Below are 17418 nucleotides of genomic sequence, written 5' to 3'. Positions count from 1 at the left end.
TGAGACCCACCGTCCGACGCCGCGAGCCCCACCCGCACCTTCCCGACGAGGAGCACCGTGTCGACCACCTTCGGGTACACCCCGTCCGGCGCCGGTGAGACCTACCCCGCGACGCACCCGTGTGCCATCGGCGACGACCCGTACACGATGGACATCAAGGCCCACTACCAGCTGGTCATGATGGAGGACCCCGAGTCGGTCACCGCGGCTGCGACGGCCTGGTCGGGCATCAGCACGGCCCTGGACGCCCAACGCGAGTCCCTGACCACGAGGGCGACCACGCTGCAGGGTCAGTGGGAGTCCGACGCCGCCGAGGCCTTCCTCCTCCGCGTGGGTGAGTCGACGTGGTCGCTGGACGACTGGTCGGCTGCCGCGAAGGAGACCAGCACCGCCCTGGAGACCCTCGCCACCCAGATCACGAGCGCGAAGACCACGATGGAAGAGGTCTGGTCGGCCTACGCGCAGGAGGCGCGGGAGACGGCCGAGGAGGACTCGACCGAGGGCATCGGGGGCGTGGGGTTCGGCGACATCGGCGACGCCTTCACCGAGGACCGTTCGGCCACGGTGCTCCGGGAACGGACGGAGGAGTCACTCCGCCGCGTGATCAACCCGCTGATGCAGGCGTACGCGGAAGCAGCCGGCGCGATCGCGCAGGGCTCGAAGTGGGCCGGCCCGACGAACGCGGCCACCCCCAGCGACGCCGCCTGGGCCGGGGCGATGGGACAGCCCGGTGCACCCGGTGCCCCGGGTGCACCCGGCGCCCCCGGCGGTCCGGGCGCACCGGCCCCGGTGGCCCCTCCCTCGGGGGTGCCCGGCCAGCCGCCCGGCACCCCGCCCGGTCTCCCGCCGACGTCGCCCCCGGTGACCGAGGTCGGCATCCTCGTCCAGCAGCCGCAGGCCCCGGTGGCGCCGGTGGCCCCCGTGATGCCCGTGGCCCCGGTCGTGCCGGTGGCGCCGTCCGTGCCGGTGGCGCCCGCCCAGGTCGCGCCGCCGCCCTCCGGCGTGGGCACCGCGCCGACCGCGCCCGCCGTGCCGGGTGGGCTCTCCGGTGCTGCAGCTGCCGCCGGTCTGGCCGGTGGCGCGGCCGCGGCCGCAGCCGGTCGGGGCGCACCGCCGGCCGCTCCCGGCGGTCTGGGCGGCCGCACGTCGGCCGGTGCACCCCCCGCCCCCGCCTCCGGGCGGGCTCCCGGTGCCCCGGGCGGTCCGCAGACCCTCCAGGGCCGCAACGCACCGGGGGCACCCCCGGCCGGCGGTGGCGGGCGCCCCGCCGCACCCCAGCTCCCCGGCCGCACCGCCGGTGGACCGGACAGCCCGGCCGGCCAACGTCCCGGCGCCCCCGGTGGCCCGCCCGGACAGGGCCGACCCGGCGCCCCCGGAACCCCACCCGGCCAGGGCCGACCCGGCGCTCCCGGTGGCCCCCCGGCGCAGGGACGCCCGGTGCAGGGCCGCCCCGGCAGCCCCGACCTGTCCGGCCGCACCGGCCCCGGCCGTCCCGGCACGGGCAACCCGGCCGGTCCGCACGCCCCGGGCACCCCCGGCCGCCCGCAGGGCCCCGCCGTCCCCCGCCCGCTGCAGGGCAGCCGTGGCGGTCCGTCGGTGCAGTCCCGACCGGGCGCCACGGCCGGCGGCCCCGCCGGCGGCACCCCCACGACGCCTCCCGGTCTCGGCGGGCGCGCCGCCCCGACGCGGGCCACCCGCCCGGAGACCTCGGCGACCGCGCGGTCCTCCATCCGCACCGGTCTGTCCGGGCGCAGCCCGGTCACCGGCAGGTCCGCGGCCGGTGCCGGCACACCCCCGGCCCCCCGCCCCCCGGCGGTGGCCGGCCGCAAGCGCGAGGACGAGCGGACCACCGCCCTGCCCGAGCGCGTGGGCGACGCCGAGCTCTTCGACGTCGACCAGGCCGGGTCCGGGGTCATCGAGCGACCCGAGGAGCGCACCCCGGCCCGCCGGCCGGGGCCCGCCCTCGGTGGCGAGCGCTGACGTGACCACGCCCCCGGCCGACCGGGACCGCACCCCGGGCCGGCACTCCGGCGCCGCCGCCGCACCCACGCCCGTTGCCCCACCGCCGCCCGCCCCCGAGCAGCGGGCGGCCCAGCGGCCTCCGGCTCCCGTCCGGCGCATCGCCGCTCCGCCCGCCGCCGGCACGCTGACCGGGAGGGTGCGCACGGCCCGCCCGGCCGGTGCCCCGGTCCCTGCCGCTGCCCCCGCCCCCGCCTCCAGCGGCCCCGCCCCGGCACTGACCCTCGACCCGGCGAGCGCCTACGGCGCCCGCTCCGCCGCACCCGCCACCGCGGCCCGACCGGAGGCGGAGTGGTCGGCCACCGCGCTGGCCGCGGGCTCGGCCGTGGGCACGGCGACCCCGGCGGTCGAGGCGGAACGGGGCACCACCGCTGCCGAGGAGGCCCGGGACCAGCCCGCGGGCGAGGCGGCGCCAGAGGTCCGGGACCGGCCCCCGGCCCCGGTACCCACCCGACCCCGCGTCCCGCGCCGACCGTGGACCCTGGGCGGGCTGCACCTGGTCCAGGTGCTGGTCTGGGAGCTGGCCCTCGTGGCCGTCCTCGCCGTGCACCGGGAGCCCCTGCCCGTGCTCGTCCCGGTGGCCACGGTCGCCGTCCTCGCCCTGCTGCTGACCACCGTGCGGCTCTCGGGCCGCTGGGCCTGGCAGGTGCTGGCCGCCCGGCTGCGCTTCCGGGGACGACGCCGCCGCACGGACCCGCCCGGCGCCGACCCGGTGGCCGCGGCCGACGCCGTGCTGGGTGCGGTGACCCGGGGCGGCTGGATCGACGTGGTCCGGGTCGACGGCGTGGACGCCGCGGTCTTCGACCACGCGGGCGGCGCGAGCGTCGTCGTGGAGGCCAGTCCGGCGACGACCCACCCCTTCGACGACCGGGTCCCGGTGCTGCCGGCACTGGGCAGCCTGCTGCCCGCGCCCGAGGACGGTGGCCCCCAGGTCACCGTCCAACTGCTGGTGCAGACCGTGCCGGCGCCGGGCGTGCTGGGTCCCGAGGACCCGGCGGCGGTGTCCTACCGGGAGCTGACCGGGGGGTCGGTCCCCGCGCGCCGCCGCAGCTGGATCGCGCTGCAGGTGCAGCGGCCCCCGGTCGACACCGACGAGGAGGACCTGCGCCAGGCACTGGTCAACGCGGTCCGGCGGGTGCAGCGCCAGGTGCGCCGCGCAGGTCTGCGCGGCCACCTCCTCGGCCCCGAGGACGCACGGGCGGGCGTGCTCACCCTGGTCGGGGGCACTCCGGACGGCACCCCACCCGGTGGCACCCAGGAGACCTGGCGGGCCTGGCACGGCGGGGACCTCCAGCACGTCACCCTGCACGTCGCACGGTGGCCCGACCTCGGCGACGGTGACGCCGCCCGCGCCTGGGTCGACCGGCTCGGCGAGGTGCCGGCCCTCACCACGACGGTGTCGGTGGCCGCCCGGCGCACCGGAGACGAGCTGGACCTCGAGGGCACGGTCCGGCTCGTGCTCCCCCCGGGGGACGACGCCCGGGCCGCGGTCACCGCACTGGTCGAGCAGGCGCGGGCCCTCGGCGGCACCGTGCGCCGACTGGACGGCGCGCACGCCGCGGGTGTCGCGGCGACCCTCCCGCTGGGCGGGTTCCTCCGGTGACCGCCCTCCCCAGCCCGGCGTCCGTCGTCCCGGCGACCGTGCTCCCACCGCTGCGCGCCGATGCCACCACCGTCGACGCCCTGCACGTCAGCTCCGGCGGGGGCGGGCTGGTGCTCGGCCGGGACCGGGACGGCGAGACCGTCCGGCTCGCGCTGTTCCGGCCCGAACCGACGGTGGCCCTGGCCGTCGCGCCGCTGTCCCTGGTCCAGGTGCTGGTCGTCCGGTCCCTCGCACTCGGCGCCCAGGTCGTCGTCCAGACCACCCGGCCCGCGGCCTGGAGCACCTTCGCCCAGCTCGCCGCCGGCCGCACGGGGTCCGTCAGCGTCGTGGACCAGCCCGGGACGCTCCGCCCGGGCACGCTCGCCGTCCCGCAGCTGCTGGTGGTCGACGACGAGGCCGGGGGCGGGGACCCGCACCGGGTGGGCGCCTGGGCCACCCAGCTGACCCTGGTGGAGAGCATGAGCCGCTGGAACGCAGCCGGGGTCGGGAACGCCGACGTCGTGCTCACCCAGGGCCTCGGGCTGAGCTCGGCGCAGGTGGTGGGGCGCGCGATGGGCCTGCCCGACCCCGAGGCCGCCCTCGCCGGCCTGCCGGGGGACGTGGTGACCCTGGTCAGCCGGGCCGTCGCACGCTCGGTGCAGGTCGTCCCCACCAGCGTCGAGCAGTGGCTCCTGCAGGCGGCCGCGCGCCGCTGAGCTCAGTCGAGCAGGGCGGTGTCCTCACGCAGGCCGCGCACCTCGTCCCGGAGCACCCACCGCCGGTGCACCCCTCGGGCGACCCGTTCGAAGCCGGCGGCCGCCGCCTCGGGGGTCGAACCGCCGGCGTACTCGACCAGCAGGTCGCCCCCGCCGTCCCCGGTGCGCTCGTCGTGCACGTGCACCGGCAGGCCGCGCCAGGTGCCCGCGGTGCGCACCAGCAGCAGCACGTCGCAGTCGGCCGCCGGCACCTGGCGCACCCACGGGCCGTCGTCGGTGACCGCGTCGAACCCGGCGGTCGCGCGGGGGGCGACCAGCCACACCCACAGACCGTCGAAGCGCTGCTCGGGGGTGGCCCGCAGCTCCTCGCCCCGCCAACGGGCCCGGTACGTCGTCCACCTCACGGCTGCGCCTCGGTGACCACCAGCGACCAGACCTCGCGGACGCCGTCCCACACCGCCCGGGCCTGCTGGGCACCCGACGGGTGCAGCTCCCACAGCTCGGCGCCGTGTGGGAGCAGCAGCCCCTGCACCCGGTACTCCCGCACCAGCGAGTCCGGCTGCGCCCACCCGGTGCCGGTGAACGGCTCCTCCTCGACGACCCAGCCCGCCACGGCGTCCCGGCGTTCCTCGTCGACCCCGCCCAGCGGCGTCCGGACCAGCTCCGGTCCGACGACGGCCCAGCGCAGGACGGTGACCGACCCGGTGTCGGAGAGCAGCTCGTCCTCCTCGGCGGCCCGCCCGACGGCGTCGACCAGCGCGGTGGGGGCACCGAGGTGGGCGACGTCGGAGGCGTGGTGCACGTAGCCGGACACCCGGGCCTGCGACGCGGCCAGCAGCACCGGGACGTCGGCCGGCCTCAGCAGCTGCTGGACCACCGCCGGCAGCGCGTCGGGGTCGGCGGCCCGGTCCTCGGCCAGGGTGGGTGCGGCCAGCCGGGCCACCGTGCCGGACTCCAGGAAGAAGGGGTGCTCGGCCCCGGCGTCGACGGCGAGCCCGACGCGGGTGTCCGGCCAGCCGGCGGCCAGCTCCAGGAACGGCGCGACCCGGGCGTGGGTGGCCTCGCCGCGGGTGCACTGCTGCATCCGCTCCACCGAGCTGTAGGCGAGCACCCAGGTCACGCCCTGCGCCTGCGCGGTGGCCCAGGCCGCCGGCTCGTCGCCGGCCGCGGCGGCCGGGGTGATCGGGAGCGCGAGGTCGCCGGTGCGCAGCAGCGCCAGACAGCGCGCGGTGTCACCGGCGCGGGCGGCGGCGTCCAGCGCGGCGGTGAAGACGGCGGGGTCACCGAGCTCCGGGCCCGTCCCGTCGTCCCCCGGTCCGCTCACCTCGGCGAGCCTAGGGGCAGCCGCGACAGTAGGGTCGCAGCGGACCCGCGGGTGCCGTAGAGGACCCGCTCCGACACGTCCGCGAGCAGGAGCTGAGCAGCACCGATGAGCGCCACCCTGCAGGTGTCCACCGACCGCCCCGGCGCCTACCCGACGCTGGCCGAGGCCCTGCTGGACGCCGGTGCCGGCGCGACCGTGGTCCTGGCCGCGGGCACCTACGACGAGGCCCTGGACCTGGTGGGCGCGGACGTGACGATCACCGCGGCGGACGGCGTCGAGGCCGCCGACGTGGTGGTGGGCGGCTCCTCCTACGACCCCACCCTGCGGGTCCGCGGGGGCTCCCTCACCGTCCGCGGGATCACCCTGGTCGGTCGCGAGGCGCACGTCGTGGACGCCGCCGAGGCCACGCTCACCCTCACCGACGTCACGGTGCAGGCCGGCTACGGCGCCGGCGTCCGGGCGGTGGACCGCTGCACGATCACCGTCACCGGTTGCACCGTCACCGGCGCCCAGCAGGGCCTGGTGGTGGAGGACTCCACCGGCACGGTCAGCGGCACCACCATCGCCGAGAGCGCCGACGACGCCGTCGTCGTCCGGCTCGGGGCCGACCCGGTGCTGCGCGACTGCACGATCCGCGGGGCGGGCAGCCGCGGCGTGTACGTCTACCAGTCCGCCCGGCCCACGCTGGAGGGCTGCGAGGTCTCCGCGACCGGCGACCAGGGCATCGCGGTCGCCCAGGGCGGGGCCCCGGTGCTGATCCGGGTCTCGGTGACCGACACCCGCGGGGTCGGCATCGACTTCGCCGCCGGCACCTCCGGCCGGGTCGAGGGCTGCCGCACCGAGGCCACCGCCGCGCCCGGGGTGCGGATCGACGACGCCGCCGACGTCGAGGTGACCGAGGCACCGAAGGCCGCCGCGGTGGGGGTGGGCGCCTCCTCGGCGGCCAAGGGCGACCCCGAGCGCGTCGAGGAGCTGCTCGCCGAGCTCGACCAGATGGTCGGGCTGGAGAGCGTCAAGGACGAGGTCCGCTCGATCATCGACGAGATCCAGGTCAACGAGTGGCGGCGCAGCGCGGGCCTGGCGGTCGGTGGGTCCAGCCACCACCTGGTGTTCGCCGGCGCCCCCGGCACCGGCAAGACCACGGTCGGGCGCATCTACGGCCAGCTGCTCGCCGCACTGGGCGTGCTGCCCGGCGGTCCGCTCAAGGAGGTCTCCCGGCGCGACCTGGTGGGGCAGTACATCGGGCACACCGCGGAGAAGACCGCGGCGGTGTTCGACGAGGCCGTCGGCGGGGTGGTGTTCCTCGACGAGGCCTACACGCTCTCCCGGCAGGCCGGCGGGGGCGGCAACGACTTCGGCCAGGAGGCGATCGACATGATCGTCAAGCTGATGGAGGACCGCCGCGACGCCCTGGCGGTGATCGCCGCGGGCTACACCGCCGAGATGGTCCAGTTCCTCGACGCCAACCCCGGGCTGGCCTCGCGGTTCGTCAAGACCGTGGAGTTCGAGAACTACGGTCCCGACGAGCTCACGCTGATCATCTCCCGGATGATCACCGGCGGGGACTACCTGCTCGACGGGGACGCCGAGCCACTGCTCCTGCAGCACTTCAGCACCGTCGAGCGCGGCGCGGACTTCGGCAACGCCCGCGAGGCGCGCAAGCTGTTCGAGAAGCTCCGCAAGGTGCAGTCCCAGCGGCTCCGGCAGCTGGGCGAGCGCCCCACCCTGGCCCAGCTGCAGACCATCACCGGCGACGACGTCCGGGCCGCCGTGGCTGCCTAGGGCGTGGCGAGCGCCGCGCCGAGCGCGGAGGCGGCCAGCCGGATCGCCGCCGAGCGGGTGCGGCCGTCCAGGGCCTCGAGGTGCAGCTGGCTGCCGGTGGCCAGGTGCCGGTCGGCGGGCACGGTCAGGAAGTCCCCGGCCAGCCCGGCGAACCGGGTGCGCGCCTCGGCGATGTCGACCGCCCCGCCCTGGGCGGGCACGTTGGTGACCGCGACGATGCTGCGGTCGGCGAGTGCCTCGAAACCCGACTGGCGCAGCCAGCGCAGCACGTTGTGGCTGGCCAGCAGCCCGTCGACGCTGGGCGAGGTGGCCAGCACCAGGCTGTGGCAGCCGCTGACCACCCGGCGCATGAGCGGGGTGGCCAGGCCGGCGCCGCAGTCGGTGACCATCACGGCGACGTGCTTGAAGACGGCGTTCATCGCCTGGACGTAGACGTCCTCGGTGAGCTGCGCGCTCTGCTCGGGGTCCCGGCCGCTGGGCAACACCCAGGCACCGTCGGCCGAGCGGGCCAGCGCGCCGGCGAGCACCTCGAACCGGCCCGGGTCGCCGGCCGCGGCGAGCTCGTGCGCCGAGGCCTGCAGCGGCACGCCGGTGCGCAGCGCGAGGGACCCGAAGGTGGTGTCGGTGTCGAAGAGCAGCACCGGGTCGCGGCGGGCGCGGGCCAGCGTGCTGGCCAGCAGCACCGACAGCGTGGTCTTGCCGACCCCGCCCTTGAGCGCGATGACCCCGATCCGCCGCGGGGAGGGCACCGGTGCGGCCAGGTACCCGGTCCAGGCGGCGACGTCGGCCGGGCCGGGCGTGGGGTCGCCCTCGGTGAGGCCCCGGCCGAAAAGCCGCCGGCGCGGGGCCGGGCGGGGCGCGTCGAGCCCGGCTACCCCGGGGTCGAGGTGCGGGGCGCTGCTGGTGCCGGAGTAGGGCAGGGGCGGGTGGTGCGGTGAGCTCACGTACGGACCCCGCCCGGGTCGGACACGGGGAGGGCACCCTGGGCGGCGAGCGGCGCCGTCGTCCGGAGAGTCCTCATGCCGCACAAGATACGACCCTGCGGGGGCCGTCACCTGCAGGACGTGGCCCGCCCCCACCCCACCGGGTCAGCCGCCGGTGACCAGCTCGGCAGCCCGTTCACCGATCGCCACCGCCGTCGCCGCCGGGCCCCGGGTGGTCACCTGGGGCATGACCGAGGTGTCCACCACCCGCAGGCCCTCGACGCCGCGCACCCGCAGGTGCTGGTCGACCACTGCGCCGGGGTCGGTGTCCGGGCCCATCCGGGCGCTGCCCGACAGGTGGATCGCCGTGGCCAGGTGCGACCGGGCCCAGGCGTCCAGCGCCCCGTCGTCGGCCAGCACGTCGTCGGGCAGGTCGGTGCGCCCGGCGACCAGGGGGCCCATCGCGTCGGTGCGCAGCAGCTCCGCGGCCAGCCGCACCGCCTGCCGCATCCGCCGGCGGTCGGTCCCGGTGCTCAGGTAGCGGTACCGGATGCGCGGCTGGACCGCCGGGTCGGCGCTGGTCAGCGTGAGCACGCCGCGGCTGTCCTCGGCCTGGAGCGCGACGCCGAGGTACAGGTCGTCCCGGGTGCGGGCCTGCTGCCACACCCGCTGCAGCGAGGTGCCGCGCAACGCCCTCAGGGTCGCGGCCGGTCGGCGGAGCACCTCGGTCAGCCCGGAGAGCGCGTGCCCCGAGGAGCGGGACAGCATCACCTTGCTGAACGGCTTGAGCCACGGCATCACCTCGAGGTGGTCCGCGGTGTTCAGCGCGGTGGTCAGCGGCAGCATCGCCCGCGGCATCGGCGTCCGGCGGGTGGGCTGCCAGGTCACGTAGAGGTCGGGGTGGTCGGTGAAGTCGGCCCCCACCCCGGGCAGGTCGACCAGCGGGGTCACCCCCACCGCGCGCAGACCGTCGGCCGGACCGATGCCCGAGAGCATCAGCAGGTGCGGGGAGCCGACGGCGCCGCAGGCCAGCACGACCTCGGCGGCCCGGTGCTCGGTGCCGTCCGCCGTCCGCACCCCGACCGCGCGGCCCCGCTCCACCAGCACCCGGACGACGGGGCTGTCCCCGCGCACCGTCAGCCCGGGGTGCCCGCGCCGGGGCGAGAGGTAGGCCATCGCGGTGTTCACCCGCACGCCGTCGCGGACGTTCACCGGCACCGGCCCCACCCCCGGTGGGGCGTCACCGTTCTTGTCCGGCTCGGCGGGGAACCCCAGCTCCAGGCAGGCCGCGGTGAACGCGTCGCTGACCGGGTGCGGCGCCGTCGTCCGGCTGACCGGCATCGGGCCGGTGGTGCCGTGCAGCGGGTCGCTCTCGCTGCGCCGGAAGGAGGGCAGCACCGCCTCGTGCGACCAGAGGTCGTTCCCGCGGGCCGCCCAGCCGTCCAGGTCCTCCTTCGTCGCGCGGATGAAGTAGGTGCCGTTGAGCGCGCTGGACCCACCCAGCACCCGGCCGCGGGGCACCGGCCAGCGCAGGTCGTCGGTGAGCTCCCCGGTGAGGTCCCAGTTCGCCGGGTGACCGGGGACGGCGGCGCCCATGGTCGCGGCGTCCCGGATCGTGGCCGGGAAGTCCTCGGGCTGCGGGTGGTCGCGGCCGGCCTCGAGCACGAGCACCGAACGGCCGGCGTCGACCAGCCGGGCGGCGAACGCGCACCCGGCGGACCCCGCGCCGACCACGACCACGTCCCGGTCGGTCACAGGCCCAGCACGCCCGGCAGGTCCAGCCGGCGGACCTTGCCGGTCGAGGTGCGGGGCAGCTCGCCGACCGGGTGCAGGGACTTGGGCCGCTTGGCCGGGGCCAGCCGCTCCCGGGCCCAGGCCCGCAGCTCCTCGGCCGGCACGTCGCCGACGTAGGCCGCGACCACCCGCTGGCCCCAGTCGTCGTCGGGCACCCCGACGACGGCGGACTCCACCACGGCCGGGTGCGCGTCGAGCACGGCCTCCACCTCGGCCGGGTAGACGTTGACCCCGCCGGAGATGACCAGGTCCTCCCGGCGGCCGTCCAGCCACACGGTGCCGTCCTCGTCCACCCGGCCGAGGTCGCCGACGGTGACGAGGTCACCGCGCCAGGCGGCGGCGGTCTTCTCGGGGGCCCGCCAGTACTCGAACCGGGCCCAGCGGGGGACGGCGCACCACAGCTGCCCGCGTTCGTCGGTCTCCAGGCTCCGGCCGGGCCGGGCCCGCCCCACGCTGCCCGGGTGGGCCAGCCAGTCGGCGGCCGAGCAGACGGTGAACTGGGCCTCGGTGGAGCCGTAGAACTCCCACACCGCCCCCTCGGGGAGCGCCTCGACGACCGCCCGCTTCGTCGGCTCGGGGCAGGGCGCGCCGGCGTGGGCCAGCACGCGGAAGGAGGACCAGTCGACGTCCTCCCGGAGCAGCCGCTGCAGGTGGGTGGGCACGCAGAACGTCGTCGTCGGGCGCAGCCCGCTGATCACCGCGGCTGCGCGGGCGGCGTCGAACGGACCGGGCAGCAGCACCTCTCCCCCGGCCAGCAGGGTGTGCGCGGCGAACCGCAGCGGGGCGGAGTGGTGCAGCGGGGAGAGCACCAGGTGCCGGTCGGTGGGCACGAAGCCCCAGAGGTCGATCTCCTCGGTGGCCAGCGCCCGGGCGTCGTCGTCGGTCAGGACGCCGGACCACACGCCCTTGCGTCGTCCGGTCGTCCCCGACGTGTAGTGCATCGGCCGGGCCAGCGGGAACGGCGCCAGCTCGGCGGTCGCCCCGCCCAACAGCTGCGCCGGGTCGTCCCCGACGTCCAGCGCGGGGTCGGCGTCGGCCACCAGGTCGGCCCGCTCGGCCGCCGGCAGCGCCGGGTCCAGCACCACCGGGACGACGCCCACGCGCAGCGCGCCCAGGACGACGGCCAGCAGCGCCGGGGACGCCGAGGCCGACACGACCAGCCGGTCGCCGCGGGTCAGGCCGAGGGCGGCGAGCGAGCCGGCCACCCGTCGCTGGTCGGCGAGGCTGTCGGCGGCGGTGACGAGGGGGACGTCGGCGGTGACGGTCACGCCCGCACGGTAGGCCCCGTCCGCTCAGGCCACCCGCCAGCTGTCCCCCGCGCCCCGGACGACCTGGCCCTGGGCGGACAGCTTGGCCAGCGTGGCCCGGGTCGACTGCGCCGCGGCCGGCCAGACCTCGCGGGGCACCGCGGCGTAGACGTGGGCGACCAGCTCGTCGACGGTCTGAGGGCACGGCAGCAGCGCGTCCACCAGCTGCCACTCGCGGTACGCCCGGTGCGCGGCGTAGAAGTCCAGGACCGCGCCGACGTCCTCGGTGAGCTCCGGGCCGTGCCCGCAGTACAGCGCCGAGGGGCCCAGGTCGTGCACCCGGCGCAGCGAGTCCAGGTAGGCCAGCACGTCGCCCTCGGGGTGGGTGACCACCGAGGTGCCACGGCCCAGCACGTGGTCCCCGACCAGCACCGCGCCGGACTCCAGCCGGAAGGCCAGGTGGTCGCTGCAGTGCCCCGGGGTGCCGACGACGTCCAGCACGGTGCCGGCCAGCTCCACCCGCTCACCGTGCTCGAGGAGCCGGCCGGCGGGCCCGGCGACGTCGGGTGAGGACGCCGCCACGGGGACGCCGAACCGGGCCGCCCAGGGCAGTGCGGCCTCGGCGTGGTCGCCGTGGTGGTGGGTGACGAGCACGCCGACGACCTCGGCGTCCCGCGCGGCCAGCACCTCCTCGACCGCGGCCAGGTGCGCGGCGTCGTCCGGGCCCGGGTCGACGAGCACCGCCTGCCCGCCGCCCGGGGCTCCGACGACGTAGGTGTTCGTGCCGTCCAGGGTCATCGGCGACGGGTTGGGCGCCAGCACCCGGGTGACCAGCGGTTCGAGCTCGGCGGTGCGGGCCAGCTGCCCGGGTGCGGGCAGGTCCCAGGAGCGGCGGGGGTCCGTGGGGGCGGTCACCCGGGCAATGTAGGCACCTGGATACGGTCGAGGCCATGCGTCTCCCCGTGCGCCTGCTGTGCGCCCTCCCGGTGTCCCTGCTCGTGCTGAGCGGCTGCTCGCAGAGCGAGGACGACGTGCGGATGGACGCCTTCTGCTCCGACGTCCCGGCGTTGCTGCGCGACGTCACCGCCGACCTGAACGCCTTCGACGGCTCCGACCCGGCGTCCGGCCCGGCCCTGGTGGACGACGCGGTGACCCGGCTGGAGGCCGTCGACCCGCCCGCCGACGTCAGCGACGAGTGGGACCGGCTTCTCACCGCGTGGACCGGTGTCCGCGACCTCCTCGGGCAGGCCGACCTCACCGACCCGTCGGCGAACACCGCGCTCGCCCCGGAGCTGGAGAGCCTGGGCACCGAGCTGACCGAGGCCGGCGGGGCGGTCGACGACTGGGGCCAGGCCAACTGCTGAGCCCGGACCGCTCCGTAGCCTGACCGGATGCGTCTGACCACCACCGTCACCTCCGGCCTCTCCGCGGCCGCCGCCCTCGTCCTGCTCACCGCCTGCGGCGGCTCGGACTCCGACGCCACGGCGTCCTCCTCCGCCGGCAGCAGCGCCGCCGGCAGCTCCAGCCCGGCGGAGTCCAGCGCGGCGACCGACGACGAGTCGGTCGCCTTCTGCACCGAGGCCGAGGCCGTGCTGACCGAGGTCGGACCGCAGCTGGAGTCCGCCACCCCCGAGACGATCCCGTCGGTGCTGCAGCAGGTGGTGGACGGCTTCGACACGCTCACCCCGCCGGCGGCCATCGAGGGCGACTTCGGCACCCTGCGCGACGCCTACGCCACCCTGCTGGAGTCGGCGAACGCCAACGACCTGACCACCCCCGAGGGCGAGTCGGCCTTCCAGGCGGTGTTCGCCGACGTCACGTCGGAGGCCACCACCGCCGAGACCGCGGTGGGTGACTGGATCGACACCAACTGCGCGGACGGCGCGACGCCGACCTCCTGAGCACGGTCCCCCGGGTCCCCTACCCTCGCCGCATGCGCCTGTCCACCACCCTGACCTCGGGCCTCTCCGCGGCCGCGGCCCTCGTGCTGCTCACCGCCTGCGGCGGCTCGGACACCGACGATACGGCGGCCTCCGCGTCGTCGTCCGGCAGCTCGGCTGCCAGCACCTCCAGCGCCCCGGAGACCACCGAGGGCGGTGGCGACACCGAGGCCGACGCCTTCTGCACCGAGGCCCAGGAGGTCTTCACCGACCTGGAGTCCGCCGGGACGACGGGCGACCCGGCTGCCCTGCCGGGCCTGCTGGCCGAGGCCTCGGAGCGGATCTCGGCGATCGAGGCCCCGGCCGAGATCAGCGGCTCGTGGGACACGCTGACCCAGGCCTTCGCCGGCATCGTCGCCGACACCCAGGGCCTGGACCTCAGCACGGCCGAGGGCCAGGCCGCGTTCACGTCCGCGCTCGGCTCGCTCCAGGGCGAGGCCGCCACGGCCCAGACCGACGTGCAGACCTACGTGCAGGCCAACTGCGACCTGCCCACCACCGCACCGACCTCCTGACCCCACGCACGACAGCGGCCCGGCACCCCTCGAGGGGTGCCGGGCCGCTGTCGTGTGCGGTCAGCAGCCGCGGATGGTCACTCCACGCGCCGCCATCCACGGCACCGGGTTGACCTGACCGCCGTACATCACGCCACCGGGGTGCACCTCGAAGTGCAGGTGCGGGCCGGTGGACTGGCCCTTGTTGCCGACCTCGGCGATCTGCTCGCCGGCCGAGACCCGCTCACCGGCGGAGACGAAGTACCGGTTCACGTGGCCGTAGACGGTCACCGCGCCGTCGTCCCCACGGATGTAGACGGCCTGGCCGAAGCCGCTGGCGGCACCGGCCCGGGCCACGACGCCGGAGGTGGCCGCGTAGATCGGGGTGCCGATCGGGGCGGCGATGTCCACGCCGCCGTGCAGGGTGCCCCAGCGGCTGCCGAAGCAGCTGCTGGTCCGGCCGGCCGCCGGGAGGACGTAGCCCGAGGACCCGGCGGACACCGAGCCACCGCCGCCGCTGCTGGCGCCGCCACCACCACCGCCGCCACCGCCACCGCCACCGCCACCGGAGGACGGCGCCGGGGTGCTGCGGGCAGCGGCGGCAGCAGCCGCGGCGGCCGCGGCGGCCTGCTGCTGGGCGGCCGCGGCGGCGGCCTCCTCGGCGGCACGCTGGTCCAGCCACGCCTGGTAGGCGTTGCGGGCGCCCTGCAGGGAGAGCAGCTGGATCTGCGCGGCCTGCAGCTGGGAGTCGTAGGCGGCCTTGTCGGCGCTCACCTGGGCGTAGACCGCGGTCTGGTCGGCGACCTGGGCATCGGCGTCGTCCTTGGCCTCGGTGGCGGCCTGCTCGGCCGCGGCCTGCACCGCGAGCGCCTCGCGGGCGGCGGAGTCGGCGTTGGCCTGCTGCACCCGGGCGACCTCGAGGTCGCCCAGCACGTCGAGCTGGTTCTCCGCGACCCAGTCCAGCATCGCGGCCCGCTGGACGAGCTCGGCCGGTCCGCCGGCGTCGAGCAGGGCGACCTCGCTGGTGAGCGCGGCACCGTTCATGTAGCTGTCGCGGGAGAAGTCGCTGAGCCGGCCCTGGGCGTCGGTGACGGTCTGGGTGGCGGCGGCGAGGTCGGCCGCGGTCTGGTCGGCGGCCGCCTGGGCGGCGGCCAGGGCCTCCTCGGCGGCCAGCAGGGCCGTTCCGGCGGCCTCGGCCTGCACCTGCACCTGCTCGAGCTGGGACTCCGCGGCGGCGACCAGGCCGGCGATGCGGCCCACCTCGGCCGCGGCGGCGTCCTGGGCGGCCTGGGCGCCGCCGATCTCGGCGTCGCTGGGGTTGACCGGGGGGGCCGGCACGGCGAGCGCGGGACCGGCACCGGTGACCACGAGCGCAGCCGCGAGCAGGCCCACCAGCGTGCCGGTCAGGGTCCGCCCGGCACGACGGCGGTGCGTCGTCGCGGGTCGGGTCGGACGTGTCCGGCGGGTGCCGGGGGCACGCAGCAGCAGCAGCTGCGACATGGTCGCTCCCTGGGGAAGAGGGATGGACGAGTGGGACGAAAGAGTCCCACCCGCACCACGAGTCACACGAGCAACACGCGGGAGCGCGGCGGAACTCGTCAGTTGCCGATCGCAACCCACGCCGTTCTGTCTCTTCCCCATCGACATGGGACGGGTGGGACTTGAGGGGCTCGGGAGGAGAAATCCCTCGAAGGGGAGCGGCGTGCCGCTCGACCCCGTCCCGCGGGTGCGCTAGGAGACCGGCGGGGTGGGGCGTTCCAGCTCGTGGGCGAGCTGGTCGAGCTCGGCGCCGCCGGCCATCATCGAGGTGATCTCGTCCCGGGTGACCTCGTCCTTGCGGAAGTCGCCCAGGCTGCGGCCGCGCTTGAGCAGCACGAACCGGTCACCCACCGGGTAGGCGTGGTGCGGGTTGTGGGTGATGAACACGACGCCGAGGCCACGGTCGCGGGCCTGCGCGATGTAGCGCAGCACCACCCCGGCCTGCTTGACCCCCAGCGCCGACGTCGGCTCGTCGAGGATCAGCACCCGGGCACCGAAGTACACAGCGCGGGCGATGGCCACCGACTGCCGCTCACCGCCGGACAGGGTGCCGACCGGCTGGTCGGGGTCCCGGACGTCGATGCCCATGGCGAGCAGCTCCCGCCGGGTGGTCTCCTTCGCCGTCGCCGCGTCGAAGCGACGGAAGGGGCCCCACCCCCTGGTCGGCTCGGACCCGAGGAAGAAGTTCCGCCAGATCGCCATCAGCGGGATCATCGCGAGGTCCTGGAACACCGTCGCGATGCCGGCGTCCAGCGCCTCGCGGGGGGCACCGAAGCGCACCGGGGTGCCGTCGAGGAGCAGCTCGCCGCGGCTGGGCTGGTGGACCCCGGAGAGCACCTTGATCAAGGTGGACTTGCCCGCCCCGTTGTCGCCCAGCACGCAGGTGACCTCACCGGCCCGGACGCTGGTGGAGATGCCGTCCAGGGCGATGACGGAGCCGAAGTCGCGGCCGATGTCGCGCAGCTCGAGCAGCGGGGGCGTGCCGGTCGTCTCGGTCATCGTCGGGCCTCCGCGTAGCGCCGGATCGCCCGGTTGGTGAGCACGGCCAGCAGCAGCATCGCGCCGAGGAAGAAGAAGAACCAGTCGGAGTCGTAGCGCAGGTAGACGATCCCCTGCTGGGTCATGCCGAAGATCAGCGCACCCAGCGAGGCCCCGATCGCCGAGCCGAAGCCACCGGTGAGCAGGCACCCGCCGATGACGGCCGCGACGATGTAGATCAGCTCGTTGCCGATGCCCACGTTGGCCTGCACCGAGGTCTGGCGCACCGCGTAGACGACCCCGACGAACCAGGCCGCGGCCGCCGTGGTCATGAACAGCGTGATGGTGGTGCGGGCGGCCGGGACGCCGACGTTGCGGCTGGCCACCTCGTCGCCGCCGGTGGCGAACACCCAGTTGCCGAACCGGGTCTTCAGCAGCACCCAGGTGGCCAGCGCGGTGAACAGCACCCACCACAGGATCGCGATGCGGAACGGCTGCCCGGCGATGGTCACGGTGGAGGCGAAGACGGCCTCGGCGGAGTCGAAGCCGTCGGTGGCCCCGATGCCCCCGGCGTTGACCGTGCCGGTGAACAGCTTGGTCAGGCCCAGGTTCAGGCCCTGGAGCATGAGGAACGAGCCCAGCGTGATGATGAAGCTGGGCAGCCCGGTGCGGACGACGAGGAACCCGTTGAGGAACCCGACCGCCAGGGTGATCACCAGCGCGACCGCGATCCCGACCCAGATGCTGGTCTCGAACTGCACCGAGACGATGCCGACGGTCAACGCCGACGTCCCGGTCATCACCCCGGCCGACAGGTCGAAGTGCCCGCCGATCATCAGCAGCGCCACCGCGCAGGCCATGATCCCCAGCGTCGACGCCGGGTCCAGCCAGTTGGCGATGCCGGCCGGGGAGACGAAGACCGAGGACTGGGCGGCGAAGAACGCGAAGACGACGACGGCGCCCACCAGCGCGCCCAGCTCGGGCTTGACCAGCAGCCGCTTGAGCAGGCCCACCGAGGCCACCCGCTCGTCGGCCGCGGGCCGGCTCGGTGGTGCGTCCGTCGTCGTCACGGGTGTCTCC

Annotated in this window: 16 protein-coding genes; 7 read left to right on the top strand and 9 right to left on the bottom strand. The window is 76.4% G+C overall.

All coding sequences use genetic code 11. The features are described from left to right. Positions 1–57: 57 nt before the first annotated feature. The 3 genes from ASG36_RS23020 to ASG36_RS12455 are packed head-to-tail and all read left to right on the top strand — an operon-like array spanning position 58 to position 4317. Entirely contained in the window at positions 58–1980 is a 1923-nt protein-coding gene (locus tag ASG36_RS23020; RefSeq protein ID WP_055764181.1) for a WXG100 family type VII secretion target, read from the top strand. Between the two features lies 1 nt (position 1981). Further along, a complete protein-coding gene (eccE, locus tag ASG36_RS23015; RefSeq protein ID WP_157498785.1) occupies positions 1982–3622 on the top strand; it encodes a type VII secretion protein EccE in 1641 nt (546 codons plus the stop codon). After that, positions 3619–4317, top strand: coding sequence for a hypothetical protein (locus ASG36_RS12455; protein WP_055764175.1), 699 nt, complete (start codon positions 3619–3621; stop codon positions 4315–4317). Before eccE ends, ASG36_RS12455 begins: the two co-directional genes overlap by 4 nt. Before the next feature lie 2 nt (positions 4318–4319). Here ASG36_RS12455 and ASG36_RS12450 read toward each other — a convergent pair whose 3' ends face one another. Next, a complete protein-coding gene (locus tag ASG36_RS12450; protein WP_055764172.1) occupies positions 4320–4721 on the bottom strand; it encodes a hypothetical protein in 402 nt (133 codons plus the stop codon). Beyond that, positions 4718–5641 carry an SseB family protein gene (locus ASG36_RS12445; RefSeq protein ID WP_200944455.1) on the bottom strand — a complete coding sequence of 308 codons (924 nt, stop codon included), beginning with the start codon at positions 5639–5641 and terminating at the stop codon, positions 4718–4720. Before ASG36_RS12445 ends, ASG36_RS12450 begins: the two co-directional genes overlap by 4 nt. Positions 5642–5746: 105 nt before the next feature. Here ASG36_RS12445 and ASG36_RS12440 point away from each other — a divergent pair, with 105 nt between their 5' ends. Further along, the gene (locus tag ASG36_RS12440; RefSeq protein WP_055764169.1) at positions 5747–7423 is read left to right on the top strand and encodes a right-handed parallel beta-helix repeat-containing protein; all 1677 of its coding nucleotides are present in this window, start codon (positions 5747–5749) and stop codon (positions 7421–7423) included. Here ASG36_RS12440 and ASG36_RS12435 read toward each other — a convergent pair. From ASG36_RS12435 to ASG36_RS12420, 4 genes are all read right to left on the bottom strand, one after another. Continuing rightward, positions 7420–8367: a MinD/ParA family protein gene (locus ASG36_RS12435; protein ID WP_055764166.1), complete on the bottom strand. Its 948-nt coding sequence runs from the start codon at positions 8365–8367 to the stop codon at positions 7420–7422. The genes ASG36_RS12440 and ASG36_RS12435 overlap by 4 nt on opposite strands. A 144-nt stretch (positions 8368–8511) precedes the next feature. After that, positions 8512–10101, bottom strand: a complete 1590-nt coding sequence (locus ASG36_RS12430; RefSeq protein ID WP_055764164.1) for a GMC family oxidoreductase — start codon at positions 10099–10101, stop codon at positions 8512–8514. Further along, positions 10098–11408 (bottom strand): class I adenylate-forming enzyme family protein, encoded by a 1311-nt coding sequence (locus ASG36_RS12425; RefSeq protein WP_055764161.1) that lies wholly within the window; start codon positions 11406–11408, stop codon positions 10098–10100. The genes ASG36_RS12430 and ASG36_RS12425 overlap by 4 nt, the downstream gene beginning before the upstream one ends. A gap of 24 nt (positions 11409–11432) precedes the next feature. Continuing rightward, positions 11433–12302 (bottom strand): MBL fold metallo-hydrolase, encoded by an 870-nt coding sequence (locus tag ASG36_RS12420; protein ID WP_055764159.1) that lies wholly within the window; start codon positions 12300–12302, stop codon positions 11433–11435. 35 nt (positions 12303–12337) lie between these two features. Here ASG36_RS12420 and ASG36_RS12415 point away from each other — a divergent pair, with 35 nt between their 5' ends. The 3 genes from ASG36_RS12415 to ASG36_RS12405 are packed head-to-tail and all read left to right on the top strand — an operon-like array spanning position 12338 to position 13842. After that, on the top strand, positions 12338–12751 hold the full coding sequence (locus tag ASG36_RS12415; protein WP_157498784.1) for a hypothetical protein: 414 nt from the start codon (positions 12338–12340) through the stop codon (positions 12749–12751). A gap of 27 nt (positions 12752–12778) precedes the next feature. After that, positions 12779–13288 (top strand): hypothetical protein, encoded by a 510-nt coding sequence (locus ASG36_RS12410; RefSeq protein ID WP_055764155.1) that lies wholly within the window; start codon positions 12779–12781, stop codon positions 13286–13288. A gap of 32 nt (positions 13289–13320) precedes the next feature. After that, a complete protein-coding gene (locus ASG36_RS12405; RefSeq protein WP_055764154.1) occupies positions 13321–13842 on the top strand; it encodes a hypothetical protein in 522 nt (173 codons plus the stop codon). Positions 13843–13902: 60 nt separating this feature from the next. On the opposite strand, the gene ASG36_RS12400 is transcribed toward ASG36_RS12405, so the two are convergent. From ASG36_RS12400 to ASG36_RS12390, 3 genes are all read right to left on the bottom strand, one after another. Then, the gene (locus tag ASG36_RS12400) at positions 13903–15321 is read right to left on the bottom strand and encodes a M23 family metallopeptidase (protein WP_055764152.1); all 1419 of its coding nucleotides are present in this window, start codon (positions 15319–15321) and stop codon (positions 13903–13905) included. A 231-nt stretch (positions 15322–15552) separates the two neighbouring features. Beyond that, entirely contained in the window at positions 15553–16359 is an 807-nt protein-coding gene (locus tag ASG36_RS12395; protein ID WP_055764150.1) for an ATP-binding cassette domain-containing protein, read from the bottom strand. Then, positions 16356–17408 (bottom strand): ABC transporter permease, encoded by a 1053-nt coding sequence (locus tag ASG36_RS12390; RefSeq protein ID WP_055764148.1) that lies wholly within the window; start codon positions 17406–17408, stop codon positions 16356–16358. The genes ASG36_RS12395 and ASG36_RS12390 overlap by 4 nt, the downstream gene beginning before the upstream one ends. Positions 17409–17418 lie beyond the last annotated feature (10 nt).

Origin of the sequence: Geodermatophilus sp. Leaf369 (assembly GCF_001424455.1) — a bacterium.
GTDB lineage: Bacteria > Actinomycetota > Actinomycetes > Mycobacteriales > Geodermatophilaceae > Klenkia.
Note: the sequence above shows the minus strand (reverse complement) of the source record. Positions and strands in the feature narration are given on the sequence as shown.